Raw genomic sequence first — 25,605 nt, forward strand, 5'->3', positions numbered from 1 at the left:
CCGACGCGGGGCTTTTTCATTTCCGCTAGTTCTGCTGCGCCGGCGGCAGCAAGTCGCGCTTGCGCATGGTGTCCAGCAGATACCTGGAGGCGGCCAGGCTCACGTGCTGGGTATCGTTGTAGAGATACTCGTCGCCCAGCTTGGCCCTGCACATGCCGTCCGGGCAGAACAGCGACTCCGGGTTGAAGAAGGTCGCGCCCGGATGCAGCCGCTGCAGTTGCGTGACGACGGCGTCGTAGTCCTTGCGGATGGCGCGGTGTTCGGCCTGGGCGAAGGCGCATTCGCGCGACACGCCGTCCTCGAAGCGGTTCACGCAGGAATGCGGATCCAGCTTGAGGTAAGGCACGTCGGTCATGAACACCACGCGCTTGCCGGCCTTGAGGAAGCTTTCGATCAGCGCGCCATAGCCCGACAGGAACGCCTCGCGCGCACTCAGCGCGCGCCCGTCCACCAAGTACTCGGACGCCTGCTCCAGGTTGCCGCGCGGGTAGGCGCCGCTGATCACCACGGTATTGACCGAAGGCAGCTTGCCGGCCACCGCGATGGCTTCATTGGCGATCGCCGTGCAGTTGTTGGCCCAGCGCAGCAGGTTGGTCGGCGTATACGGCAGGTTGGGATAGACGCGGCAGGCGTGGCCCGCGACCATGATGGCCGGCATGCGCTCCTGGCCGGCGAAGATCGCCGAATGCAGCGCCATCACGTGGCTGTCGCCGACGAACAGCGTCTGCGGCGTTGCCGAGTTGGACAGGCAGACCTCCTCGTTGACGCCCTGCAGCTGGTTCAGGCGCGTGCAGCTGCCGTCGGAATTGCGCGAACCCTCGAAGATGTCGGTGTCGGAGATGTAGTCGAGCTTCTTGTTGATGCCGCGCGCGTCGAAGCCGTTGTTGAGATAGATCGCCATGCCGCCCAGGCCGACGGCGATGTTGATCGCCAGCAGCGACAGCACCACCCGCATGTTGGCCGATCCGCGCAGCGGCCGCTCGATGAAGCGGAAGGTCAGCCAGGACAGCAGCACCGCCGCGGCCACCGCGCCCAGGCGCCACGCCAGCGGCGCGGTCTGCCCTTCGATGATGGTGGAGAAGGCCAGCAGCGGCCAGTGCCACAGGTAGAGCGGATAGCTGATGAGGCCGATCCACACCATGGCGCGACTGGCCAGCACGGTGCGGTTGAACCACGCCTCGGGGCCGGCCGACAGCAGCAAGAAGGCGCCGATCGAAGGCAGCAGCGCCCACCATCCCGGAAACGCCCGCGAGCCGTCCATCAATGCGAAGCCCACCACCAGCATGCCCAGCCCGAGCCAGGCCTGCAGGTCCTTGTAGCGCTGGTTGAGGTCGCGGCGATGCAGGTTGATGTAGCCCAGCGCGCCGCCTACCATCAGCTCCCAGAAGCGCGCCAGCGGCGAGTAGAAGGCCGCCGTCTGGTCATGCCCGATCAGGTAGAGGTTCACCCCGAACGACACCAGCGCGACCACCGCCATGATGCGCAGGAAACCCCAGCGGCGCTTCCAGACGAAGGCCAGCAGCAAAGGCCAGAACAGGTAGAACTGCTCTTCGATGGCCAGGCTCCACAGGTGCAGCAGCGGCTTGGTCTCGGCCGAATTGTCGAAGTAGCCGCTCTCGCGCCAGAACAGGAAGTTCGAGATGAAGGTGGAGCCGCCGAACAGGTGCTTGCCCAGCTGCTTGTATTCGTCCGCGAACAGCACGAACCAGCCCGCGGCCATGGTCAGCACCATCACCGTCATCAGCGCCGGGAAGATCCGCTTGACCCGCCGCACATAGAAATCGACGATGGAAAATCGTCCGTGCTCAAGGTTGTTGAAGATGATCAGCGAGATCAGGAACCCGGAGATGACGAAGAAGATGTCGACCCCGATGAAGCCGCCCGCGAACCACTCGGGGAAAGCATGGAAGATCACCACCGAACCGACGGCGATGGCGCGCAGGCCGTCGATGTCGGGACGGTATTTGGGATGCAGCTGCGGATGCGCAGGCACCGTCGCGCGCACAGCCTCTCCTGCCGCGTCCCCTGGGCGGCCGATCTGGTCTGCCGGTTGGCCGGCATCGTTTTTGTTGATCAATAGCACGTGATTGCCTCGGACATCTGGTGAAACTAGCGGAACCGGGCGCGCACCGCGCGCAGCGGAACGTCGATGAAACGGTCCACCAGCATTGCAAACAGCAAAGACAATGCCAGGGCCGCCAGGATGTTGAGCGCCGGGTTGGACGACACCCAGTCCACGTTGCTCAGCAGCACTTCATGCGACAGGTAGATCGAATAGGAATAAACTCCCACGCGCTGGACCCAGCGCAGGTTGAGCATGCGGAACGGGAAGCTGCCGGGATGGGACACCGAATAGAAGAACAGCGGGATCAGCGCGATGCCCTGCAGCGAATAGCGCAGCGTCTCGCGAAACACGTCGTTGCGCACCACCAGGGTCAGCAGCAGCAACACCAGCCCGGCGCTGACGCCGGCGATGCGCATGCGCGGACGCAGCAGCGTCGCCTTGAGCGTATCGGACAACTGGGTGGTGGCCAGGATGCAGCCGAACAGGATGGAATCGATGCGGGTGTCGGTCGCGTAGTAGGTGCGCTCCATCGATGCACCCGTGGCGGTGACCAGGTAGAAGCGCCACAGCAGGAACAGCACGCACAACACGCACAGGTAAAGCGGAATCTTCCTGCGGTCGGCCTTGCGCATGAGGAACACGAACAGCGCCGGGAAGAAGAAATAGAAATGCTCCTCCACCGCCAGCGACCAGAACACGCCCGTGCCCTGCGGCAGCGAATGGCCGGCGTCGAAGAACAGCGCGTAGTAGTTGGCGAAGTAGAACAACTGGGCGAAGAAGCCGCTCCAGGAGGCATTGCCGGTGAAGACGCCATAGTGCGTCAACAGGTAGGTGATCGTCAGCACCAGCAGCAGCGGCGGCGTCAGGCGCAGCACGCGGCGCACGTAGAAGTGGCGGATGTTGATCGCCGCATGGGCGTTGAATTCGCGCACCAGCAGCGTCGTGATCAGGTAGCCGCTGAGGAAAAAGAAAATGGTCACTCCCAGGCCGCCGGGCACGATGCGCCCCAGTCCGGCATGGCTGAGGAACACGATGGCGATGGCGACCGCGCGCCAGCCGTCCAGCGACGGGATTTCCTTGTGCTTGGTATGCACCATGCTCGTCGCCGACGCGGCGTCGTGCGCGGCGATCCCTTGTTGTCTGGCGTGGACCACGCTCATCGGGCGCCCTCCGCCTGGCCCGCCGGCACGCCCTGCGCCTGCGGCGCCGAGTGCAGCGCGAACAGGCGCGCCAGCTTGGCGGCCTCGGTGCCGATGGAATGGCGCTCCACGGCGCGCGCATGGGCGGCCTCGCCCATCTGTTCCAGTACCTGCGGCGACGCGTCCAGGCAGGCTTGCATCGACTCCACCAGGCGCTCGACGTCGCCCGCCGGGAACAACCAGCCGTTTTCGCCGTGCAGCACCAGTTCGGGGATGCCGGCGATATAGGTCGTCAGCACCGGGCGACGCAGCGCCATGGCTTCCATGATCACCACCGGCAGGCCTTCCGCGAAACTGGGCAGCACCAGCGCACGCGCGGCGAGCAGCTCTTCGCGCACCTGCCGGCTGCTGATCCAGCCGGTGATGCGGATCTTTTCCTGCAGGCCGTGGCGACGGATCTGCTCCTCGATCTGCGGGCGCATCTCGCCGTCGCCGGCCAGCACCAGTTCGAACGCCAGCCCGCGCCGCTGCAACTGCGCGGCCGCCTCGACCAGCAGCAGCTGGCCCTTCTGTTCGCACAGGCGGCCCACGCACACCAGGCGCGGCGCGGCTGCCGCCTGCGCGGGGGCGTCGGCGTAGAAAGCGCGGTCCAGGCCGCAATGCACGATGGCGACCTTGGACCACGCCTCCTGCTCCACCCAGCGGTACAGCTGGCTCTGGCAGAAGGAGGTGATGGCCACGGTGAAGGCGGAACGGCGGATCTTTTCATCCAGCCCCAGCGCCAGGGGCTTGTCGAACTCTTCCGGGCCATGCACGGTGAAGCTGTAGGAAGGCCCGCCCAGCGCCTGCGCCAGCATGACGATCTCGGTCGAGTTGGTGCCGAAGTGGGCGTGGATGTGGCGCGCGCCGAAGGCTGCGGTCCACTCCACGACCTGGGCGGCTTCGGCCAGGTAGACCAGGTGATACGGCAGGCCGCGCTCGCCGCGCGCAGCCATGCGCACCGCCAGCGTCAATGCCGAAAAGAAGCGGCCCGGACTCGCCGCCAGCCTGCGCGCCAGCGGCGCCAGCAAGCCGGCCATGCCGCGCTGCAGGACGTATTGGGTGCGATCGCGCTCGGCGCGGTCGTCGTCGTCAACCACTTCCGCATCCCAGCCGCGCAGCGCGATGCGCTGCACCGTGAAGCCCTGCTCCTCGACGGCTGCGATCTCGCGCCGGATGAAGCTGTGGCTCACCTTGGGATACTGGTTGATGAAATAGGCTATTTTTCTCGGCATGTCATCTCTTGTGGCAATGTTTGCGGCCCGGCGTTCACTGGCGCCGGGACGATGATGCGCGTCGTGGCGCGCTCAGGCCTGCCGCAATCCTTGCTGCAGGCCGGCTTGCGGCTGGCGACGTTTTTTTCCGGCGCTCTCGCGCTGGAATGCCTCGCTGTTGAAGTACACCGAACAACCCATGCCCAGCAGCAGCCAGAAATACCAGTTGAAAGCCAGGTAGGCGAGCAGGTTGTCGGAGGCGGAGACCACCAGGTATTCGATGAGCGTACAGATCAGGATCACCGCGCCCAGCCTGTCCAGCGCGAAGAAGCGCATCAGCATGCGCAGCACCTGGTAGAACACCGCGAGATAGGCGATGGTGCCGATGATCCCGGTGTCGAAGAACCACTGCACGAACACGCTGTGCGCGCCCCACTTGGTGGTGCCGGCCAGCGGGAAGAAGGTCTGCGAGTAATACGGGAAGGCCTCCACGCCGTAACCGGTCAGGTAGCGCGTCACCGACATCCACTTCAGCCCCGACTCCCACAGGTAGACCCGCCATGCGAAGGAGTTCAGCTTGGCGTAGGTCTGCACCGTGTTGCCGCTGTCAAGCTGCAGCACCCGGTCCTGCACGCTGGGCACCAGCAAGGCCAGCATCGGCAGGATCGCCAGGTAGATCAGGTAGCGCCGCTCGAACATCACGCCATAGACGAAGAACAGCAGGAAGCAGGCGATCCAGGCGCTGCGCGTCTGCGTCAGCAGCAGCAGGCCGAACAGCCCCACCATGTAGCCGATCAGGACGATGCGTTTGAACTGGTTGAGCTGGAACGCCGGGCTCTTCACCATGTACAGGCCCAGCGAGATCACCAGCGTGAGATAGAAGGCGAAGATGTTCGGGTGGCCGAAGGTACTCTGCAGGCGGAAGTTGGCCAGCCCGCCCTTGGCATTGAGCGCCACGTTCACCACCGCGTACAGCGCCGGCAGGATGGACGAGGCCACCATCAGGCGAATCAGCGAGCGGAAGTCCTCGGGCGAACGCACCACATAGAACGCGCACACGAACACCGCGAAATAGGAACTCAGCGACAGCACGATCTTGACCGCCGCGCCGCGATCCGGCGAAATCACCACGCCGGCGCAGGCCACCGCCATCAGGATCAGCCAGGGCACGATCACGCGCCGCGGCAGCAGCTTGGGCTTCTCCACCACGAACAGGATGGCGATCAGGATGATCAGCGCATTGATCGCGCCGCCCAGGCCGACGCCGCCCGATCCGCCCACCCGCGTCGACTCGAGCACGATGTCGCCGGAGGCGCGGAAGAAGAAGATCATCAGCAACAGCAAGTGCCGGTTGAAGATGAACAACGCCCCCAGGATGAACAGCGCCGGCACCGCCGCCAGGCGCGCATAGCTGTCGCCCAAGAGGCCCGCTGCCACGGGCAGCGCCATGCCGATCAGCACGGCCGCCATGACCGCACCGGCCAGGAGCAGCAGCTGCGATGTTTGCAGGTAGGTCTTTTTCATCATTTTTTATTTCTCCGCATGCGGCCGCATATGCCCGCGAAAGCGGCCGCCGGGCGGCGCGCATCTCGCGACAAGGATAGACATCACCACAGGTCCCGCAGGACCGCGGCCTTTCGGGTCACAGCCCGGGACGCTTGCCCGGCCCGTTCAGAAAACCGCTTCACACGGGCGCCAGCAGGCCCGGATTGCTCTTGCTCATCGCCGCTTCCAGATCCAGCAGGAACCTCTGCTGCAACGCGTACGCGGCGGACTCTTGTCCGGATTCGCGCATCAGGCTGGAAGCGCGTACCAGGATGCCGTCGGAAATACGACCGGCCATCCCTTCGCGGAAGATCTTGATGCGCGCCGCCAGCCCGCCGTCGGGGAAGGAATCGCCGATGCGCATCCAGTAGCTGACCGCTTCCAGGCGGTCGTTGTTGCGGGCCACGAAGCGACGCCCGCTCACCGGCTTGCCGGCGCCCACCGTCGACAGCGACATCGGCGTACTGTCGCGCAGCACGAAGCCCTGGGCCACGTAGCAGACTTCGGGCGAGTGGATCTTCACGTCCTGCATCTGCTCGCCGGCATAGGCCAGGGCCAGCATCACCTGCTCGCCGCGGCTGTTGACGTAGGTGCGGCTGAGCACGTCGTCGTAGGGCTGGTCGGGATTGCGGCCGGTGCCGTCGTCCAGGTCCACGCTCACCTGCAGATAAGGCGACGGCACCTCGCGCCAGTCGGCAAATGCGTGCGGGACGAAGCTGTCGAACTTGGCCGTCTTCACCACGTTTTCTTCGCGCGGCACCAGCAGGTGCGCCACCGCGACCGCCACCACCATGCCGGTCGCCATCAGGGCCGCCTGCGGCACGCCGATGGCGAACAGGGCGCCGCGCTCCTGCGCGGCCGGCTTGCGCGCCCGCGGCACCGCTTCGGGCACCGCGATGCCGCGCCACAGTGCATAACGCACCGCGATCAGGCGCAGCAGGCTGTCCATGGCGATGATCAGTCCCAATGCCACGAAGAACAGCAGCATGCCGGCAAAGCCATGCAGGAAACCTTGCCCGGCGGCGTCACCCAGGTGGTAGGTGATCAGCGCCAGCACCACCACCCGCACCGTGTTGGCGGTAAAGGAGATCGGCACGATCAGCAGCGCCAGCGTGACGTTGCGCAGCAGCGACTGGTGTCGCACCAGATTCATGTACAGCAGGCCCAGCGCCTCCAGCGTGAACAGCGAATTGAGCCCGGCGCAGGCGTCGGCCACCAGCAGCTGGTACTGCCCCATGTACAGGATCACGCCGCTGCGGGCGATCGGGTAATCGAACACGCGCAGCAGGTGCTCGGCGGCATAGGACACGCCGATCTTCAGCGGCTGGGTCAGCAGATCCACCACCGACGCCGGCAGCGGCACCATGAACAGCATGAAGAAGAAGGCGAACCACAGGCGCTTGCAGGTACGTACGCCGAAGAACAGCAGCACCACGCCAGCCAGGATCGGCACCAGCGAGCCGGCTTCCATGAACAGCACCGTCTGCGAACGCCCGAGGGCGAAGCACAGCAGGCCGAAGCACATCATCACACCGCCGGCCAGCGGCGCGGGCTTGCGCTCGATCAGCCCTTCCTCGCGCAGCTGGCGTATGCGCACGTACATGTAGCAGCACGCCACCGCCAGCACGATGGGACCGTGGGCGTTGCGTTCGGTCCCCCATACGCCGTGGAACAGGTCGACGAAGCTGGGGATGTACATCGCCGCCAGCCCCGCCGCGATCAGCAGCCAGGGCGACAGGCTCAGCTTCTTGCCGTGCAGTGGATAGGTCTGTTCAACCGTCATCGTCTGCCTTCTGTGGTCGAAGTGGACGTCAGAACTCGTTGAGGACGCTGCCCACCACCATCACGCTGGCGCTGGCGAAGGAGTCGGTCAGCGTGCGCACGCTGGAGATGTGGCTGACGTTCTTGCGCACCACCATCAGCGCGGCGCCGGTGCGCACCGCCACCATCTGCGCGTCGGCGCATTCGTTGCCGGGCGGGGTGTCGATCAGGATCACGTCATAGCTCGGCGCCAGCTCCTGCAGCAGCTGCGAGAACGGCGGACGACCGAGCAGCTCCTGCGGGTTGGGCGGCGTCGGGCCGGCCGTCATCACCGACAGGTCGATCAGCGCCGGAATGCGCTGGATCGATTCGGCGGTGCCGACGCGGCCGGCGATGACCGCCGACAGGCCGTTGCGGTTTTCCAGGCCGAACAGTTCATGCTGGCGCGGATTGCGCATGTCGCCGTCGATCAGCAGCGTGCGCTCGCCCAGCTGGGAGAACACCACCGCCAGGTTGGCGGCCAGGAAGCTGCGCCCTTCCCCGCCGGCCGGGCTGGTCACCGCCAGCGCCTTGTGGCCGAGATCGGCGTCGAACCAGCGCAGCATCAGCTGGCTGCGCAGCGCGCGCAGGGTTTCGACCTGCGGGCTGAAGGGGTTGTAGGCCGCCACCACCTTCTCGCTCACGCGGCTCTCGCCCTTGAGCAGATAGGGATAGTCGAACTGGCGCGACAGCGCCTGGTCGATGTCGGCCTGCGTGAGCAGCCCGAGCTGGATGGCGGCGTCGCCGAAGCGCATGCCGCGCTCGCGCTGCAGGCGCAGGATGCGCTCGGCCTTGTCCGGCGTGAGCTTGCCCACGTCGATCAGGATGGCGCCGATGGAGCGGTTGGGCAAGGAGCTGCTGTCCTTGTTTTCGATCAAGATTGCAGTGTCCATATGAATTCCGATTCGTGATTAGCGTTGACGACCCGGCAGACCGGCCCTTTGCTGCATGCCCCGTCAGGCGGGGAGAGATCTGGAGCCGCGTCCCAGGATCAGGCGGCGGTCGCGTTTGCCGTCCATGCTGGGCACGGCGATGCTGCCCAGCACCGGCAGGCCCAGGCCTTCCACCAGGTCCGCTTCCGAGCGCACACGGCGGTTGATCAGTTCCAGACCCAGCGCGGCGGCCACACCCAGCACGAAGCCGACGAACATCGACAGGATCAGGTTGATCACGATGCGCGGGCTGGACGGGCTGGTCGGCGGCACGGCGGTGGCCAGGATGGAGATGTCCGACTGGTTGGACTGTCCTTCCAGGTTGGTCTGCATGTAACGCTGCGCGGTCAGCTCATAGGCGCGCTGCGCACTGTCCAGGTCGCGCGAGAGCACCGAGAGTTCGTCGCGGGTGCGATTGAGCTCGAGCACCTTCTGCTTCTGGGCATCGAACTCGGCGCGCACTTCGGCCTCGCGCTTTTGCAGGATGGTGGCATTGGTGCCCACGCTGGCCGAGGTCGCCGACACGGCGGCGGCCAGTTGCGCGCGCAGGCCGTCCACTTCAGCCTTGGCGTTCATGTAGTCGGGATGGTTCTTGCCCAGGCGCTTGGCGGCCTGCTCGAAGCGCGCTTCGGAGGCGGCCAGGTTGGCCTTCAGGTTCTGCACCAGCGGATTGGCGTTGACGTCCGGCGAATCCTGCGCGCGACCGGCGGCCTGGCGGCGCGACTGCGCTTCCGACAAGGCGCCCTGCGCCATCACCAGCTGGGTCGAGAGGTCGTTGAGACGATTGCTCTCGACGTCCATGCGGTTGTCCAGGTTGGTGATGCCGTGGTCCTGCTGGTACTTGGAGAGCTTGACCTGGGCCTTCTCGTAGTTGTCGCGCAAGACCTTGATCTGGTCGTTGAAATAGGCGGAGGCTTTGCGGGTGGGGTCGAGCTTGAGCTGCATGCTCACCTGCTGGTAGGCCTCGGCGAAGGCGTTGGCCATGGTCGCCACGAACTGCGGATCACGCCCCTTGTAGGTGATGTCGATCACGCTGCTGTCGCGCGACGCTACCGCGTCGAGATTGCGCAGCAGGATGTCGGCCAGCCAGTTGCGCATGTCGGTCGAGGTGCCGCTGGCGGCGTAGCTCTCCTTGACCGACGGCTCGTTGACCAGCTTCAGGTTGTCGATCACCGCCAGCGCCACGCTGCGGCTGTTGATGATGTTGACCTGGGTCGGCATGTAGCCCGGCAAAGCCTGGGCCGTCACCATCAGGCCGGTCACCGGGTCGGTCGCCTTGTAATTGAGCACCACCGACGACGAGGCCTTGTACTGCTTGGGCAGCAGCAGGCTGACCACCAGGGTGGCCGCCACGGTCACGCCGAAGATCATCAGGATGATCTTCATGTGCGCCCGCAGGATCAGTAAAAACTGGGATAGGTTCATTATCGAATGCTCCTGACTAAAGGTCCTTGGCCACCAGGGACCATAAATTTCCGGGAACCGCCCGGTGCCCGGTCAGAACCAGCTTTCCTTGACGTAGACGATGTCGTCCGCCTGCAGCAAGTCGTCCTTCTTCACATCGAGCTCCTGCAGCACGCCGTCCGTATCGCGGCGCTTGACCTTGAGGCCGCGCTCGGTACCGCGCAGCGTCAAGCCGCCGCCCACCGACAGCGCCTGCAGCACGGTAGTGCCGCGCTCAAGCTTGTACATGCCCGGGCGCTGCACCTCGCCATAGATGTAGAAACGCAGCGAACGTTCGACATAGATCACGTCGTTGGCCGACACCGTAGGCAGCTCGCTGGTGTCGCCGTTGTGGGTGACGGCGTAGATGTCGACCAGCGTGCGCTTCACCTGGCCGTTCTCGTTGTGCACGATGGTGACCGCGTCGCCGCCGTCCGGGTTGACGCCGCCGGCCAGCGCGATCACGTCGGCCACGTTGCGCTTGCCGTCAAGCGGATAGCGTCCCGGCTTGTAGACCTGGCCGAGCACGGACACCATCTGGCTCTGCGGCGTGGTGACCAGGATGTTGACCTGCGGGTTGACCAGGTAGCCGCCCTTCTTGAGCAGGTCGGCGATCTTGCGTTCGGCCTGCGAGGTGGCCAGGCCGCCGATCTTGACTTCACCGATCAGCGGATAGCTGATCACGCCCGCCTCGCTGATGCGTGTCTCCAGCGTGAGGTCCTGGCTGCCGTAGACGTTGACGCGGATCACGTCTCCCGGTCCCAAAGGTATGTCTTCCGCCATGGCGGAGGACCCAAGGCCGGCGGCAATCAGCAAACCTGCAAGCAGCAGTAAGATTTTTCTCATCATTGTTTTAACTCCGGATTACGTCTGTTAGTACGTCGGTTAGCCCACGATTCTGGTCCGGCACATCATGCCGGGGCATAGCTCACTTGATGCCGGACAGGCCGCGCGCGACGGCATCGTCCTTCGGCGCCGCGGCGCCGCTTCCCTGCACCGCGGTGGTGGCGGCAGGCGCGGCGGCGAGGTCCTTCAGGGCCTTGGCCTTGTCGAAGTAATCGATCTTGGCATCGGCCTTGAGGCGGTTGAGCTCCTGGTCGGTGATGCGTCCCTGGCCTTGCGCCACCAGATACTGTTCGATCTGCGCGGCGGCCGCGGACTGCGACACCGGGGCGCTCTTGACGTCGGCCAGCGCGGCAAGGATGGCGGAGTCGCCTTCCTTGACGATGAACAGCCGGCCACGCTCCATGCCCTTGAGTCCTTCCAGCATCGGCGGCGGCAGGTCCATGGACGTCTTGACCACCTGCAACCGGGTGAACGGGATGTTGCGTGCGTTGAGCCAGCCGGCAACCTCTTCAAGAGGCCTGGTGCTCGTCATAAGTTCATTGAGTTCTTTGCTGAGATTGGCATTGCTGATGACCAACTCAGAAAATTCATATTGCTTGCGCTGCGCAAACCAGTCCGGATGCTGGCGGTAGAAGTCGTCGACCTCCTGCTGGCTGGGGCGCGCCGGCTTGCTCAGCTTCATCTGCACATAGCTTTGCGCCAGGACCAGGTCCTTGGCGCGCTCGATGTCGGCGAGCACGGACGGATTGGAGTCCAGCTTTTCCTTCCGGGCCGCATTGACCAGCAGCTGCCGGGCGACCAGCCCGTCGAGCAGCTGCTTGCTGGCTTCTCGTGCACCGCTTCGGCCCAGCTCCGCATTGAGCTGGTGAATGGTGATTTCCTTGCCGTCGACGCTGGCCAGCGCCTGTCCTGACGAAGCTTCGTTCTTGCTTCCGCAGGCAGCCAGCGCTCCCAGCAACACGATCGAGACCGCGGTTTTCAGTTTGCCCGTGGCGGCAAACCGCATTGCATATCTTGTTCTTCTCATCCTGGCAGCTTTCAATTCCATACCTCGTTGGACGGCATGGCGATCCCTGCCCTGCACTGCGGCTGGCAACTCCGCAATGCTTGCGACGGCGCAAGGACCACCCTGTTTTTCTTGATTGCTAGTAGGCGTTCTCTCTCTTGAGCACGAGGCGCACGGTTTGGATGATGATCCACAGGTCGAAGGTGAGCGACCATCGGCGCAGATACTCCAGATCGAATTCGATACGCGCTTTCATCTTGTCGAGCGTCTCCGTCTCGCCGCGCAAGCCGTTGACCTGCGCCCAGCCGGTGATGCCCGGCTTGACCTTGTGGCGCAGCATGTAGCCCTTGATCTGCTTGCGGTAAAGCTCGTTGTGGGCGACCGCATGAGGGCGCGGCCCCACGATGCTCATCCTGCCCTGCAGGACATTGACGAACTGCGGCAGCTCGTCGAGCGAACTCTTGCGCAGGAAGCCGCCGATCTTGGTCAGGCGCATATCGCCCTTCTGCGCCTGCTTCACCGCGGCGCCGTCTTCCATGACCGTCATCGAGCGGAATTTGTAGACCACGATCTCTTCGCCGTCCAGGCCGTATCGGCGCTGCTTGAAGATCACCGGGCCCGGCGAAGTCACCTTGACGCAGATCGCGATGACCATCAGCACCGGCAGCAGCATCAGCAGGATGATGGAGGCCAGCACGACGTCGCTGACGCGCTTGACGAAGTTGTTCATGCCGGTGAACGGCGTTTCGCAGATGGCCATCACCGCCATGCCGCCGACGTAGTCGAAGCGCGCCTGGATCAGATTGAAGATGTAGATGTCCGGCACGAAGTAGATCGACGCCGTGGTGTCCTGCAGCTCGTCGATCATCTGCAGCACGCGCGGCTGCGCCGAGATCGGCATGCTGATGTAGACCATGTTGATGTTGTGCTTGCGCACGTAGGCGGCCACATCGGACATCTTGCCCATCAGCGGCGTGAACGATCCCTGCGGCTGGCGATTGATCTCGCGGTCGTCGAAGAAACCCATCAGCCTGACCATCAGCGCCGGATAGTTTTCCATGCGCTCGGCCAGCTTGAGCGCGGCGGGATTGACGCCGATGATGATGGCCTTGCTGACTTCGCCCTTGGTATGCAGGTCGCGCATCACGCGCGACTGCGCGTACTGCGACACCATCAGGCCGAACGGCGTGCCGATCGCCCAGGCCATGATCACCGGAGAAGAAAACTGCTGGTAGAACTCGCAGATGTATCCGATCACGCCCAGCACCGCCACCACCGCGATCCAGTCGACGAAGATCGGCGTCACCGAACGCACGCCCTGGGGATTGCGGCGCAGGCGTCGCTCATGGAATTCGGAGAAGAAATAGGAGCTGACGAAGAACGCCATGATGGCCAGCACCCAGTAGTCACCGGTAAACGACAGGCCGTTGAGACGGACCAGGATCCACAGGTAAGTGACGATCAGCGCCGGCTCCAGCAATCGCTTGAAGACCATTACGATCACATTGGGCTTCACGTTGACCAATGGCAAGGTGTCGCGAATTTCATTATTCATTTTGGGGGCCTCAGAACTCATAGCGCGTGGTCAATGCAATACCGTTGGAGACGTAACCGAAACTGTCGATATTTGACTGCACATTCTCGCGGTAGATGGCCGCCATCAGCGACAGCGACCTCAACGGAGAATAAGTAATGCTGAAACTGGCCTTCTCGTACCTGTCCTTCCGGTTGGAAGGGGTGACGCCTGTGATAACGGCGGCGCCGTTATAGTTGCGCCGCTGGTAATCGAAAGATCCGTCGAAACGCAACTTCTCGGTGGCCTTGTGGACCGCCGCCAGGCTGATGCCGTTGGTCAGCGAGTAGTTCGCATCCACATCACTCAGACCGCCGATCTCACGCCAAAGGTTCAACTTGAAACCGGTCTTGGCGGTTGCCGCCCAGTCAGCGATGAGCCTGGCGTTGAAGCCGCTGTAGTCGGCCGCGCCGCCGGCGACGCGCTGGCGGCTGACATAGCCGCCCAGGAACTGCAGCTTGGTCTTGCCGCTGTAGAGCCAGGTGACGCGCGCCTTGAGCTCATCCTGGGTGAACGAATTGTTGACGACCGAACCGCTGACGACGGTGGACTCGGGGTAATTGCCCTTCGTGTGCCTCGCCTGCAACCCTGCGATGCTGCCGCTGCGCGCCGTATAGTCCAGCCCCACTTCGGTGATGTCCTGGGTGAAGCTGTTGGCTTGCTGCGAGGCAAGCTCGTAACCGAGGCCGAAACGCGAAAACTGCGCGCGGGCAGTCCAGTCCGGATGCAATTGCCATGCCACCGTCGCGTATTTGGTCTGCATGGTGCGCAGGTTCTTTTCCAGCACCCGCAAGTTCTGGAACGGCGTGAGCGACTGCGAATAGACGTAGCCGATATCACCGGTGAAACGCTCACCGAGGGCCCAGCCCCAATACGCGTTGAGGTCACGGCCGTTGTTGTCGAACTGCTTGAAGTAATCGAAACTGTTTTTGTTCAGGCTCGCGTCTACGCGAACGTGCTGGCGGCTGAACATCCTGTCGAATCGGATCCCTCCGACGCTGGAGTGGACATAATCAGACATTTGCGAGGTGCCGAGGGCGGATTGCGCCGCGGCAGAATCACGCAGTCGCAGCAAATTGTCGTCATACAAGATTGAATATTGTACGTACGGCGTCACCACCTGCCCGTCATCTGCGGCACGCGCTTCCTGAATAGACGCCAAGGCAAGTACAGCAAGTACTTGCGCGCCATTCCGACGATTGATCCAACTATGAACCTGCCAAGCCATCTTTCCCAATGTCCTTTCTTTTTTAATTCGTCTTTTAAAACAATGGCAATTTCCGGCGCCGACATTGCTGCGATGCAACAGGAAAAATCAGGTTTAATCATGCATCATTTTCGTGAATTAATCAAAATAAATTCAGAAAATTTATTGCGTTTAAGAAAATGATGTGCTAATGCAAAAACACCTACTTTTCGTCAATCGGATAAATCCCACTGATCTTGTAGGACGACAGGAAGTTTTCTCTTCCCCGACGCCGACATCGCGATATCTTTGCTGCATGACCCGAACTTGCGACGTCTCCGACAATCAACCTCATCTTTTAATGATCTTGTAATCGAAATTTTTCGGTCATCAGATCGAACGGATATAAGATCACTCAACCTCACTTAAGGTTCTTTCGAATCTCGGATTTCAGTTCATGAGCTTGTGGTACAGCATCACTTTCCTGGGCGACAGCGCCTTCACCGTGCCCGGAGCATGCGCCGTCGCGCTATGGCTGGGCCTCAATGGCTGGTGGCGGCAGATGCTGCGCTGGCTGTTCATTTTCGGCACGGCAATGATGATCGTGGTCATCACCAAGCTGCTGTACATGGGCTGGAACATCGCGCCGCCGCTGCTTTACAACTTCACCGGCATCAGCGGCCACTCGGCGTCCGCCACGGCGCTTTACCTCACCGTTGCGGTGCTGCTGACCGAAGGCAGAGCGCCACGATGGCGCATGCTGGCCATCGCCGCCGCCGGCGTGCTGGTGCTGGCGGTGGGCATGTCGCGCTTCATGATCAGGGTGCATTCCGCGTCGGAGATCGTCACTGGACTGACGCTGGGCGCGCTCGCCGCGTGGTGGTTCTGCCGCGGACTCTCCGACAGCGGCCGTGCGCTGCGGGGAGGCATCGTGATGGCGGCGACCGCCGCCTTCCTGCTGATGGGAACCTCGGGCCAGCCGGCGCCGACGCATGATTTGCTCAAGCAGCTGGCGCAGTCCCTCTCAGGCCGGGACCAGGCCTATACCCGCAGCATTCCTCTCTGAGATGCAGATGAAAAAAAACGCCGGACATGGTCCGGCGTTTTTTTTACGTTAAGAGTTGTAACGGGCCCAGGCGATGATCGCCTGTATGGCGCTCGAATTGATGATGAGGGCTGATGCCCATCAGCGGCGAACGGGACGCTGCCCGCGCCGGATATCTGCCGGCTCAAAATATTGAGTATTGCCCGCGTTGAAAACGGTTGCGCCGGAGGAGCCGACTATGGCGCTGAAGATCGCTTTGCAATCGGGGATGGAATCGCGTCGCTTCCCGACAGCGCCTTGAGAGCGGACGGCAGCGTGCAAAGCATGACCGCAAAAGCGGTCTGCGAATGGGTCGACAAATCGATCGATGCATACGAGAGAAAGTCTTCGTCGATGAAGACGACAGCGCTCACATCCTCTTGATCAGATACAAGGCCTGCGCATCATAGCTGGCCAGCTTTTCCGCCAACGGCGGCGGCGCGTTCTCCAAAGCCTCGAAGCCGCACGACCGCCAGTACGGCGCAGATCCATGCACTGCCACCAGCGCCGCGAAGCGATAGGCGTCGCGCAGCGCCAGCTCCGCAAGCAGCAGGATCAGTGCACGACCCAGCCCGGCTCCCCGCGCGGCAGGCAGCAAGGCGACGTCATGCAGGTAGAGACAGTCCGCCGCCGCATCGAGCTGCGTCAGCAAGCTGTCGAGCGCGGGCGGATAACCGATCTTGGCCGGATGCATGAAGGCGTAACCGCAAACGATGCCCTCGCCCTGCGCGATCATGCACCCGCGCGGATAGAGCGCGAGACGCTCGGCGAACACTTCGCGCCGCTCGAAAAATCCTTCATGCACCTGCGCCGCGATCGCCATGACCGCATCGAGATCGCCGGCCTGCATCGCTCGCCAAGTGTGGCTGTGGCTCATACCCCTGATTTCTCCCCTCTGCAGGCGATGGTCTCGCCCGCTATCTGTCCTATCTGTCGCCCGTCGACGGGCATAAAAAAACCGCTGCGCGCGGCAGCGGTTTTTCGCGCGGATGCAGGGCCGTATCAGGCCTGCGCACCCGGACGCAGGATCTCCAATACGCCCAACAACTCGGCGCGCACGCGTTCGATGCCCTCTTCGTCCAGGCTGATGGCGGGGACCTGGGGGATCTCCGGCTGCTCCGGCTCGTTGCTGCCATCGAGCTTGTTGCGCGCACCGCTGATGGTGAAGCCCTGCTCGTAGAGCAGTTCGCGGATACGGCGGATCAGCAGCACTTCGTGGTGCTGGTAATAACGGCGGTTGCCGCGGCGCTTCACGGGCTTCAGCTGGGTGAATTCCTGTTCCCAGTAGCGCAGCACGTGCGGCTTGACGCCGCACAGTTCGCTGACTTCGCCGATCGTGAAATAGCGCTTGGCGGGAATCGGCGGCAAGACGATTGCCGCTGGTTTGTTGACGCGATCGTTCATAGATTAGACGGGCAGTTCAACGGGGCTGCCGCTGGAGAGCTCCACCATTTCCTTCAGTTTCTGGCTGGCGTGGAACGTGACGACACGTCGCGCCGTGATGGGAATTTCTTCACCGGTCTTGGGATTGCGGCCAGGCCGTTGCGGCTTGTCGCGCAACTGGAAGTTGCCGAAGCCGGACAGCTTGACGGCCTCGCCACGCTCGAGGGCGTTGCGGATCTCGTCGAAGAAGGTTTCCACCATGTCCTTCGCTTCGCGCTTGTTCAGACCGACCTGTTCGAACAAAAGTTCGGCCAGTTCGGCCTTGGTCAGCGTGGGCAGGCTCTTGTCCGCCTGCGAACGCGCCTGCGATTCGAGCACGGCTCGGTGCAAGTCTGCGTCCAGCACGGACTGAAATTCATTCGAATTCACGTTGTTCATGGCGATGAGTGACTAGGCCTGTAATACCGATTCCGGTCTGTTTTATTTTTGCTCGCGGGGATCACATCAGGCACGCAATCTGGCGCCGAGCTTTGCGCTCGCAGCTGTCACCAGTGCACTCATCGCAACGTCGACCTTGTCATCCTGGAGGGTGTTTTGAGTATCTTGCAAGGTGAATCGGAACGCAAGGCTTTTTTCGTCATTTTCCAGACCACGGCCTTGATATTCATCAAATAAAACAATGGCTTGGATGATACCGCATGCCGCGTTGCCCTGCTTTTCGGCAGCGAAGACATCCAGCAATTGCTGGGCCGCCACCGACTGCTTGACCACCAGCGCGAGGTCGCGGCTGACCGCCGGGAATTTGGAAATTTCGGTGTACGTCGGCAGGTCGCGCTGCTGCAGTGCATCGGCATCCACTTCGAACACGACCGGCGCCAGCGGCAGGTCGTATTTCTGCTGCCACTTCGGATGCAGCTCGCCGATCGCGCCGATCACTTGCTCGTCCAGCATCACCTGCGCCGAGCGTCCCGGGTGCAGCGCCGGATGTTCGGTCTTGGCGAAACGCAGGGTGCGCGGCGCGAACAGCGCCTCGAGATCGGCCTTGACGTCGAAGAAATCGACGTTGCGGCCGGCCTGGCCCCACTGCTCCTCGGCCACCGGGCCGTAGGCCAATGCGGCGATGCGCTTGGGCTGATCGAAACCGGCCACCGACAGCGGACCGTCGACGATGGCGGCGTTCTTCAGGAACACGGCGCCGACCTCGAAGACGCGGATGCGCGAGGCCTTGCGGTTGATGTTGTAGCGCGCGTTGGCCACCAGGCCGGCGAGCAGCTGCGAACGCATCACGCTCATCTGGCTGGCGATCGGGTTCTTCAGCTTGATCGGATCGGCGTTGCCGGCGAAGTCGGCTTCCCAGGCGGATTCGACGAAGCTGAAGTTGACCACTTCCTGGTAGTCCTGGTCGGCCAGCAGGCGGCGGATGGCGAACAGCGAACGGGTGTTTTCCGGCGCGATGCGCATGGCGTTGGCGGCCACCGGCGGCAGCGTCGGAATGTTCTCGAAGCCATAGACGCGCGCCACTTCCTCGATCAGGTCTTCCTCGATCTCGATGTCGAAACGGTAGGACGGCGGCGTTACCGAGAACAGGCCCGGCTCCTGCGTGAACGACAGGCCGAGGCGCTTGAAGATGTCGGCCACCATGTCGTCGGTGATCTCGACGCCGATCACCTTGGCCGCGCGCGCGGTGCGCAGCTTGACCGCTTCGCGCTTGGGCAGGTTGACGATCTGGTCGTCCACCGGGCCGATGCGGGTGTCGGGCGTGCCGCAGATTTCAATCAACAGCGCGGTGATGCGCTCGATGTGGTCGACCACGGTGGCGAAGTCCACGCCGCGCTCGAAGCGATGCGCGGCATCGGTCGAGAAGTTGTAGCGACGCGCGCGGCCCTGGATCGCCTGCGGGAACCAGAATGCGGCTTCGAGGTAGATGTTGGCGGTGTCCAGCGACACGGCGGTGGCGTCGCCGCCCATGATGCCGGCCAGCGATTCGATTTCCTTCTCGTCGGAGATCACGCCGACCCACTCGTCGACTTCCACGGTATTGCCGTTCAGGAGCTTGAGCGACTCGCCCTTCTTGCCCCAGCGCACATCGAGGCCGCCATGGATCTTGTCCAGGTCGAACACGTGCGAGGGACGGCCCAGCTCCAGCATCACGTAGTTGGAGATGTCCACCAGCGCCGAGATCGGGCGCTGGCCGCTGCGCTCGAGGCGCTGCTTCATCCATTGCGGGGTCGCCGCTTTGGCGTTCAGGCCGCGGATCACGCGGCCGGCGAAACGGCCGCACAGGTCAGGCGCGGAAATGCGCACCGGCAGCTTCTCGTCCAGGTTGGACGCCGCTGTCTGGAACACCGGCGCCTTCAGCGGCGCGCCGGTCAGCGCCGACACTTCGCGCGCCACGCCCAGCACCGACAGGCAGTCGGCCTTGTTGGGCGTGAGCTTGATGGTGAACTTGAGGTCGTTGAGTTGCAGGTAGTCGCGGAAATTCTGGCCGACCGGCGCGTCGTCGGGCAGCTCCAGCAGGCCGCCATGGTCTTCCGACAGCTTCAGCTCGCGCGCCGAGCACAGCATGCCCTGCGACTCGACGCCGCGCAGCTTGCCGACCTTGATTTCGAAGGGCTTGCCGTCGGCGCCCGGCGGCAGCACGGCGCCAACCATGGCGCACGGCACCTTCAGGCCCGCGCGCACGTTGGGAGCGCCGCAGACGATGTTGAGGATGGTGCCGGTGTGCACGTTGACGCGGCACACGTTCAGGCGATCGGCGTCGGGGTGCTTGCTCACCTCCAGCACTTCGCCCACGACCACGTTGGTGAAGGGAGGCGCGACCGGCTCGACTTCTTCCACTTCCAGGCCGGACATCGTCAGCAAATGCGAGAGTTCATCCGACGTCATGTTCGGATTGACCATCGTGCGCAACCAGTTTTCAGAGAATTGCATGATTCAGACTTTCAGCTATCAGCCGGACGCGCCGCGCTCTCGCGCGCGGCGCCCTTCGTTATCGGTTTTAATTGAATTGCTTCAGGAAGCGCAGGTCGCCTTCGTAGAACAGGCGCAGGTCGTTGATCCCATAGCGCAGCATGGTCAGGCGCTCCAGGCCGGAGCCGAACGCGAAACCGATGTACTGCTCGGGATCCAGGCCCATGTTGCGCACCACCGTCGGGTGCACCTGGCCGGCGCCGGAGACTTCCAGCCAGCGGCCCTTGAGCGGACCGCTGCCGAAGGCGATGTCGATCTCGGCCGAGGGCTCGGTGAATGGGAAGTAGGAAGGACGGAAGCGCACCTGCAGGTCGTCGGTCTCGAAGAAGGCCTTGACGAAGTTCAGGTAGACGCCCTTCAGGTCGGCGAAGCTGATGTCCTCGGCGATCCACAGGCCTTCGACCTGGTGGAACATCGGCGAGTGGGTGGCGTCGCTGTCGACGCGATAAGTGCGGCCCGGCGCGATCACCTTGATCGGCGGCTTGTTCATGCGCGCGTAACGCACCTGCATCGGGCTGGTGTGGGTGCGCAGCAGCAGCGGCTTGCCCTGGGTGTCGTTGCCTTCGATGTAGAAGGTGTCCTGCATCGAGCGCGCGGGGTGGTTTTCCGGGCTGTTCAATGCGGTGAAGTTGGTCCAGTCGGTTTCGATCTCGGGGCCGTCGGCCACGTCGAAACCGATGGAACGGAAGATTTCCTCGACGCGCTGCCACGAGCGCATCACCGGGTGGATGCCGCCCACGCCGCGGCCGCGGCCGGGCAGCGTGACGTCGATGGCTTCGGCATTCAGGCGCGCCTGCATCTGGGCATTGGCCAGTTCATCGCGACGCGCGGTCAGTGCATTTTCGATCTGTTCCTTGGCGACGTTGATGATCGCCCCCTGCGCCTTGCGCTCTTCCGGCGCCAGCTTGCCCAGCCCCTTCATCTGCTCGGTGATCTGGCCGGTCTTGCCGAGGTACTTGGCCTTGGCGTTTTCCAGTGCGGCTGCGTCGGGCGCTGCGGCGAAATCGCTCTGCGCCTGCGTAACGAGCTGGCCCAGGAGTTGGTCTAGGGGATTCATGCGGTAAGTCTCGCTCCAATCGAAAGTCCGACGACGAAGTCGAAAAGAAGAAGATCCGCGCGCGTGGCGGGATCAGAAAATCGGTGGATCAAAAACATACGGGGCATCGGTATTACACCTTTGCCCCGCAGGATTGCAGCGCCGGCTGCTTTACTTGAAGTCGAAGCGGCCGGCAACCGCATCAACACGCTGACGATTTAGGCGGCAGCGATGTTGGCCTTCACCTGGTTGACGATGGCAGCGAATGCAGCCTTGTCGGTGACAGCCATGTCGGCCAGAACCTTGCGGTCCAGTTCGATCGCAGCCTTCTTCAGGCCGTTCATGAACACGCTGTAGGTCACGCCGTGCGAACGCGCAGCGGCGTTGATACGGGCGATCCACAGGGCACGGAACACGCGCTTCTTGTTACGACGGTCACGGTACGCGTATTGGCCAGCGCGCATGACTGCTTGCTTGGCGATACGGTAGACGTTTTTGCGGCGACCGCGGTAACCCTTGGCGAGGGCGAGGACTTTCTTGTGACGGGCACGCGCTGTTACCCCACGTTTGACTCTAGGCATAGTAGCTCCTTAATTGAGTGTGAGGTTAAGCGAACGGCAGCATCGCGCGAACGGAATTCAGGTTCGTCTCATGGACGCCCTCGGTACCGCGCAGTTGACGCTTGTTCTTGGTGGTCTTCTTGGTCAGGATGTGACGCTTGAAGGCTTGACCGCGCTTGACGGTACCGCCCGGGCGCACGCGAAAACGCTTCTTCGCGCTGCTCTTCGATTTCATCTTAGGCATAGCAACTCTGTCCTTCCGGACAGCTCCATTTTTTGATGATTGCAGGTGGCAGCAATGCTCGCTGCTCTTTGATGCCTGCTCTCACTTATTTGACGGCGCGGGTATTTCACCCCCGCCGCTTTTGCCCGGCACATCGCTGCACCCGGCAAATCCTTTGTCGGCCCTACTCTGCACCGCTTGCGCGGCTCGGACGACATCGGGAGACATCGTCCGGATACGGCTAACTGCACAGTCCTTGCAAACTGAGGCTTACTTCTTTTTCTTCGGCGCCAGGACCATGATCATCTGGCGGCCTTCCATCTTGGGAAACTGCTCGACCTGGCCATACGGTTCCAGATCGGCCTTCAGGCGCTCCAACATGCGCATGCCGATTTCCTGGTGAGCCATTTCACGGCCGCGGAAACGCAGCGTGATCTTGGTCTTGTCACCCTCTTCCAGGAACTTGGTCAGATTGCGCAACTTGATGTTGTAATCGCCATCATCGGTGCCGGGACGGAATTTGACTTCCTTGACCTGGATGACCTTCTGCTTGAGCTTGGCTTCATGAGCTTTCTTCTGCTCCTGATACTTGAACTTGCCATAGTCCATCAAGCGGCAAACCGGAGGTTGCGCGGTCGGTGCGATCTCAACCAGATCGACTTCCGCCTCTTCCGACAGGCGCAAGGCCTCTGCCAGGCTAACGATGCCCAGGGGCTCGTTGTTCACACCCGATAAGCGCACTTCCGGCGCGGTGATCTCGCGATTCAGGCGATGCGACGACTTGTCAGTAGCTATTGCCGTTTCCTTTTAAAATCCAATAAATTAAGCCGTGCTTTTGCGCTGGGGAGGAAGCTTTTGCTTCCTCCGATCGACTCGATCAGGCTTTGGTCTCGACCTCAGTCTTGAGGCGCTCCACCAAGGTGTCGATGGACATTACGCCCAGATCGACATTGCCCCGCGCACGCACGGCCACTGTGTTGGCATCCCGTTCTTTGTCGCCGACAACCAGGATATAGGGCGGCTTCTGAATGGAATGCTGCCGTATTTTATAGGTAATCTTCTCGTTGCGCAAATCGGTCTCGACCCTAAACCCTTGTTTTTTCAGCGTTTGTGCAACGCTCTTCACGTAATCGGCTTGCGCGTCGGAGATATTCAGGATGACAACTTGCACCGGAGCAAGCCACAACGGCATGGCGCCAGCGTGGTTTTCGATCAGGATGGCGATGAAGCGCTCCAGCGAGCCGACGATCGCACGGTGCAGCATCACGGGCACCTTGCGGTCGTTGTCTTCCGTGACATATTCCGCGCCCAGGCGCGCCGGCATCGAGAAGTCGACCTGCATGGTGCCGCACTGCCAGGAGCGACCGATCGAGTCCTTCAGGTGGTATTCGATCTTGGGGCCGTAGAAGGCGCCCTCGCCCGGCAGCTCTTCCCACTCCGAACCCGAGGCGCGGATGGCTTCGCGCAGCGCGTTTTCAGCCTTGTCCCAGACCTCTTCGGCGCCGATGCGCTTTTCAGGGCGCAGGGCCAGCTTGACGGCGACGTCCTTGAAGCCGAAGCAGTCGTACACCTCGCGCACCACCTTGTTGAAGGCTGCAACCTCTTCCTGCACCTGATCTTCGGTACAGAAGATGTGGCCGTCATCCTGGGTGAAGCCGCGCACGCGCATCATGCCGTGCAGCGCGCCGGAGGGCTCGTTGCGGTGGCACTGGCCGAATTCGCCGTAGCGCAGCGGCAGGTCGCGATAGCTGTGCAGGCCGGAGTTGAAGATCTGGATGTGGCCCGGGCAGTTCATCGGCTTGAGCGCGTAGGCGCGGTTTTCCGATTCGGTCGTGAACATGTTGTCACGATAGTTATCCCAGTGACCGGTCTTTTCCCACAGCGAGCGGTCGAGGATCTGCGGCGCCTTCACTTCCTGGTAGCCGCTGTCCTGGTAGACGCGACGCATGTATTGCTCGACCTGCTGCCAGATCGACCACCCCTTCGGGTGCCAGAAGATCAGGCCCGGCGCCTCGTCCTGGAAGTGGAACAGGTCCAGCGCGCGGCCCAGCTTGCGGTGGTCGCGCTTCTCGGCCTCTTCCAGCATGTGCAGGTAGGCTTCCTGGTCTTCCTTCTTGGCCCAGGCGGTGCCGTACACGCGCTGCAGCATCTCGTTGTTGGAGTCGCCGCGCCAGTAGGCGCCGGCCAGCTTCATCAGCTTGAACACTTTCAGCTTGCCGGTGGATGGCACGTGCGGACCGCGGCACAGGTCGGTGAAGCTGCCTTCGGTGTACAGCGACACGTCCTCGTTCTGCGGGATGGAGGCGATGATCTCGGCCTTGTAGTCCTCGCCGATCGATTTGAAGTAGGTCACGGCCTCGTCGCGCGGCAGCACCTTGCGGGTCACCGGCTCGTCCTTCTTGGCCAGCTCGGCCATCTTCTTCTCGATGGCTTCCAGGTCTTCCGGCGTAAAGGGACGCTTGTACGAGAAGTCGTAGTAGAAGCCGTTGTCGATCACCGGACCGATGGTGACCTGGGCGTCCGGGAACAGCTCCTTGACGGCATAGGCCAGCAAGTGGGCGGTCGAGTGACGGATCACTTCGAGGCCGTCGGCATCCTTGTCGGTCACGATGGCCAGCTCGGAGTCCTTGTCGATCAGGAACGAGGTATCGACCAGCTTGCCGTCGACGCGGCCTGCCAGCGCCGCCTTGGCCAGGCCGGTGCCGATGTTGGCGGCGACCTGCGCCACCGTTACCGGGCCATCGAACTGGCGTTGCGAACCATCGGGAAGACGAACTGAAACCATTTTGCACTCCATGTCGGCAGCTGCGCTGCCTTGCCTGTTTTGGGTAGGTGATACGGAAAAGACGGACGAAAAAAAACGCGGACCAGCCGCGCCTTTTCAATGAACGAAAAAGAACCCGACTAGCGTCGCTCGAAAACCTCGGTGGTAGTTCGCGGTGTCATAACCGGTTTGCCTTTCTCGCTCTTACAGAATGATGGTTGCGGGCTTCTCGCCCCGCCTTGCTGGCCCATGCCGACGGCACGAACCCGGAAAACGGCAATTATAGCAAATTAATGCCGCTGGCTTGGCAAGTTCACATCGCGCGCGCATGCGGCTGCAATATGAGAAAGACAAGCTTGCCGCCGATTACGCTCAATCACAAAAAACAGCAACAATCCCTCACAACAATTGCCGCAGGCCATTCATTCAAAATTCTTCATCATTTACAAATGCAAATGAGCTTTTTTAACGTGGGCCGGTCATAAAAAGAGACGCCCGGCCATGCTAGGATCTGGCTTGAATTTCGGAGAACCGCACCATGCCTGATGGACACAATTGCATCGAACACCTGACCGTCATCAACGATGTCGAGTACACGCTGCAAAGCCGCACGATAGAACTGGACAACGGCGAGCGCCACCAGGAGTACCGCGTACTGCTCAACGGCAACGAGATCAAATCCTGGACCCGCGGCGACATCCTGCCCTATTTCAACGTGAATCGCGGCTGAGCCCATACAACCGGACTCGGCAATAAAAAAACGGCATCCAACTGGATGCCGTTTTTTGTTGGCCGGC

The 25,605-nt window shown here is 62.5% G+C and carries 23 protein-coding genes; 3 read left to right on the top strand and 20 right to left on the bottom strand.

Annotated elements, in window-relative coordinates; translation table 11 throughout:
* Positions 1-25: 25 nt before the first annotated feature.
* From CEJ42_RS02580 to epsL, 11 genes are all read right to left on the bottom strand, one after another.
* Positions 26-2,005 carry an acyltransferase family protein gene (locus tag CEJ42_RS02580; RefSeq protein ID WP_207760377.1) on the bottom strand — a complete coding sequence of 660 codons (1,980 nt, stop codon included), beginning with the start codon at positions 2,003-2,005 and terminating at the stop codon, positions 26-28.
* 104 nt (positions 2,006-2,109) lie between these two features.
* Complete coding sequence (locus CEJ42_RS02585) at positions 2,110-3,225, bottom strand: acyltransferase family protein (RefSeq protein ID WP_243397760.1); 1,116 nt, start codon at positions 3,223-3,225, stop codon at positions 2,110-2,112.
* Entirely contained in the window at positions 3,222-4,478 is a 1,257-nt protein-coding gene (locus CEJ42_RS02590; RefSeq protein ID WP_079215293.1) for a glycosyltransferase family 4 protein, read from the bottom strand. The genes CEJ42_RS02585 and CEJ42_RS02590 overlap by 4 nt, the downstream gene beginning before the upstream one ends.
* Before the next feature lie 72 nt (positions 4,479-4,550).
* Positions 4,551-5,984 carry an O-antigen ligase family protein gene (locus CEJ42_RS02595; RefSeq protein WP_237772503.1) on the bottom strand — a complete coding sequence of 478 codons (1,434 nt, stop codon included), beginning with the start codon at positions 5,982-5,984 and terminating at the stop codon, positions 4,551-4,553.
* Positions 5,985-6,141: 157 nt separating this feature from the next.
* On the bottom strand, positions 6,142-7,785 hold the full coding sequence (gene xrtB / locus CEJ42_RS02600) for an exosortase B (RefSeq protein ID WP_088749936.1): 1,644 nt from the start codon (positions 7,783-7,785) through the stop codon (positions 6,142-6,144).
* Positions 7,786-7,813: 28 nt separating this feature from the next.
* Complete coding sequence (gene epsG, locus CEJ42_RS02605) at positions 7,814-8,695, bottom strand: chain length determinant protein tyrosine kinase EpsG (RefSeq protein ID WP_088749937.1); 882 nt, start codon at positions 8,693-8,695, stop codon at positions 7,814-7,816.
* A gap of 63 nt (positions 8,696-8,758) precedes the next feature.
* Complete coding sequence (gene epsF / locus CEJ42_RS02610) at positions 8,759-10,159, bottom strand: chain length determinant protein EpsF (RefSeq protein ID WP_079215296.1); 1,401 nt, start codon at positions 10,157-10,159, stop codon at positions 8,759-8,761.
* A gap of 72 nt (positions 10,160-10,231) precedes the next feature.
* Positions 10,232-11,023 carry a polysaccharide export protein EpsE gene (epsE, locus tag CEJ42_RS02615; protein WP_079219121.1) on the bottom strand — a complete coding sequence of 264 codons (792 nt, stop codon included), beginning with the start codon at positions 11,021-11,023 and terminating at the stop codon, positions 10,232-10,234.
* An 82-nt stretch (positions 11,024-11,105) separates the two neighbouring features.
* A complete protein-coding gene (locus CEJ42_RS02620) occupies positions 11,106-12,119 on the bottom strand; it encodes an EpsD family peptidyl-prolyl cis-trans isomerase (RefSeq protein ID WP_243397761.1) in 1,014 nt (337 codons plus the stop codon).
* A 49-nt stretch (positions 12,120-12,168) separates the two neighbouring features.
* On the bottom strand, positions 12,169-13,584 hold the full coding sequence (locus CEJ42_RS02625; RefSeq protein WP_088749939.1) for an undecaprenyl-phosphate glucose phosphotransferase: 1,416 nt from the start codon (positions 13,582-13,584) through the stop codon (positions 12,169-12,171).
* A 10-nt stretch (positions 13,585-13,594) separates the two neighbouring features.
* Positions 13,595-14,830 carry an XrtB/PEP-CTERM-associated polysaccharide biosynthesis outer membrane protein EpsL gene (epsL, locus tag CEJ42_RS02630; protein ID WP_129587671.1) on the bottom strand — a complete coding sequence of 412 codons (1,236 nt, stop codon included), beginning with the start codon at positions 14,828-14,830 and terminating at the stop codon, positions 13,595-13,597.
* Between the two features lie 415 nt (positions 14,831-15,245).
* On the opposite strand from epsL, the gene CEJ42_RS02635 reads away from it, so the two are divergent.
* Positions 15,246-15,854 carry a phosphatase PAP2 family protein gene (locus tag CEJ42_RS02635; RefSeq protein WP_088749941.1) on the top strand — a complete coding sequence of 203 codons (609 nt, stop codon included), beginning with the start codon at positions 15,246-15,248 and terminating at the stop codon, positions 15,852-15,854.
* Positions 15,855-16,242: 388 nt separating this feature from the next.
* Here the strand turns inward: CEJ42_RS02635 and CEJ42_RS02640 are convergent, their stop codons facing one another.
* From CEJ42_RS02640 to thrS, 9 genes are all read right to left on the bottom strand, one after another.
* Positions 16,243-16,749, bottom strand: coding sequence for a GNAT family N-acetyltransferase (locus CEJ42_RS02640; protein WP_088749942.1), 507 nt, complete (start codon positions 16,747-16,749; stop codon positions 16,243-16,245).
* 125 nt (positions 16,750-16,874) lie between these two features.
* A complete protein-coding gene (locus CEJ42_RS02645; RefSeq protein ID WP_079215302.1) occupies positions 16,875-17,276 on the bottom strand; it encodes a MerR family transcriptional regulator in 402 nt (133 codons plus the stop codon).
* 3 nt (positions 17,277-17,279) lie between these two features.
* On the bottom strand, positions 17,280-17,693 hold the full coding sequence (locus tag CEJ42_RS02650; RefSeq protein ID WP_079215303.1) for an integration host factor subunit alpha: 414 nt from the start codon (positions 17,691-17,693) through the stop codon (positions 17,280-17,282).
* Between the two features lie 66 nt (positions 17,694-17,759).
* Entirely contained in the window at positions 17,760-20,186 is a 2,427-nt protein-coding gene (gene pheT, locus CEJ42_RS02655) for a phenylalanine--tRNA ligase subunit beta (RefSeq protein WP_088749943.1), read from the bottom strand.
* 67 nt (positions 20,187-20,253) lie between these two features.
* On the bottom strand, positions 20,254-21,282 hold the full coding sequence (gene pheS / locus CEJ42_RS02660) for a phenylalanine--tRNA ligase subunit alpha (RefSeq protein ID WP_079215305.1): 1,029 nt from the start codon (positions 21,280-21,282) through the stop codon (positions 20,254-20,256).
* Positions 21,283-21,479: 197 nt separating this feature from the next.
* The gene (gene rplT / locus CEJ42_RS02665; RefSeq protein ID WP_006712690.1) at positions 21,480-21,842 is read right to left on the bottom strand and encodes a 50S ribosomal protein L20; all 363 of its coding nucleotides are present in this window, start codon (positions 21,840-21,842) and stop codon (positions 21,480-21,482) included.
* Between the two features lie 25 nt (positions 21,843-21,867).
* A complete protein-coding gene (gene rpmI, locus CEJ42_RS02670) occupies positions 21,868-22,065 on the bottom strand; it encodes a 50S ribosomal protein L35 (protein ID WP_006712688.1) in 198 nt (65 codons plus the stop codon).
* Positions 22,066-22,314: 249 nt separating this feature from the next.
* The gene (gene infC, locus CEJ42_RS02675; RefSeq protein ID WP_079215306.1) at positions 22,315-22,839 is read right to left on the bottom strand and encodes a translation initiation factor IF-3; all 525 of its coding nucleotides are present in this window, start codon (positions 22,837-22,839) and stop codon (positions 22,315-22,317) included.
* 82 nt (positions 22,840-22,921) lie between these two features.
* Positions 22,922-24,829: a threonine--tRNA ligase gene (gene thrS / locus CEJ42_RS02680; protein ID WP_088749944.1), complete on the bottom strand. Its 1,908-nt coding sequence runs from the start codon at positions 24,827-24,829 to the stop codon at positions 22,922-22,924.
* Positions 24,830-25,026: 197 nt separating this feature from the next.
* On the opposite strand from thrS, the gene CEJ42_RS24395 reads away from it, so the two are divergent.
* Positions 25,027-25,293 carry a hypothetical protein gene (locus CEJ42_RS24395; RefSeq protein WP_129587663.1) on the top strand — a complete coding sequence of 89 codons (267 nt, stop codon included), beginning with the start codon at positions 25,027-25,029 and terminating at the stop codon, positions 25,291-25,293.
* Positions 25,294-25,346: 53 nt separating this feature from the next.
* Positions 25,347-25,538 (top strand): hypothetical protein, encoded by a 192-nt coding sequence (locus tag CEJ42_RS02685; protein WP_079215308.1) that lies wholly within the window; start codon positions 25,347-25,349, stop codon positions 25,536-25,538.
* The last annotated feature ends 67 nt before the right edge of the window (positions 25,539-25,605 follow it).

The organism is Herbaspirillum robiniae, from assembly GCF_002213415.1.
Classification (GTDB): domain Bacteria; phylum Pseudomonadota; class Gammaproteobacteria; order Burkholderiales; family Burkholderiaceae_D; genus Herbaspirillum; species Herbaspirillum robiniae.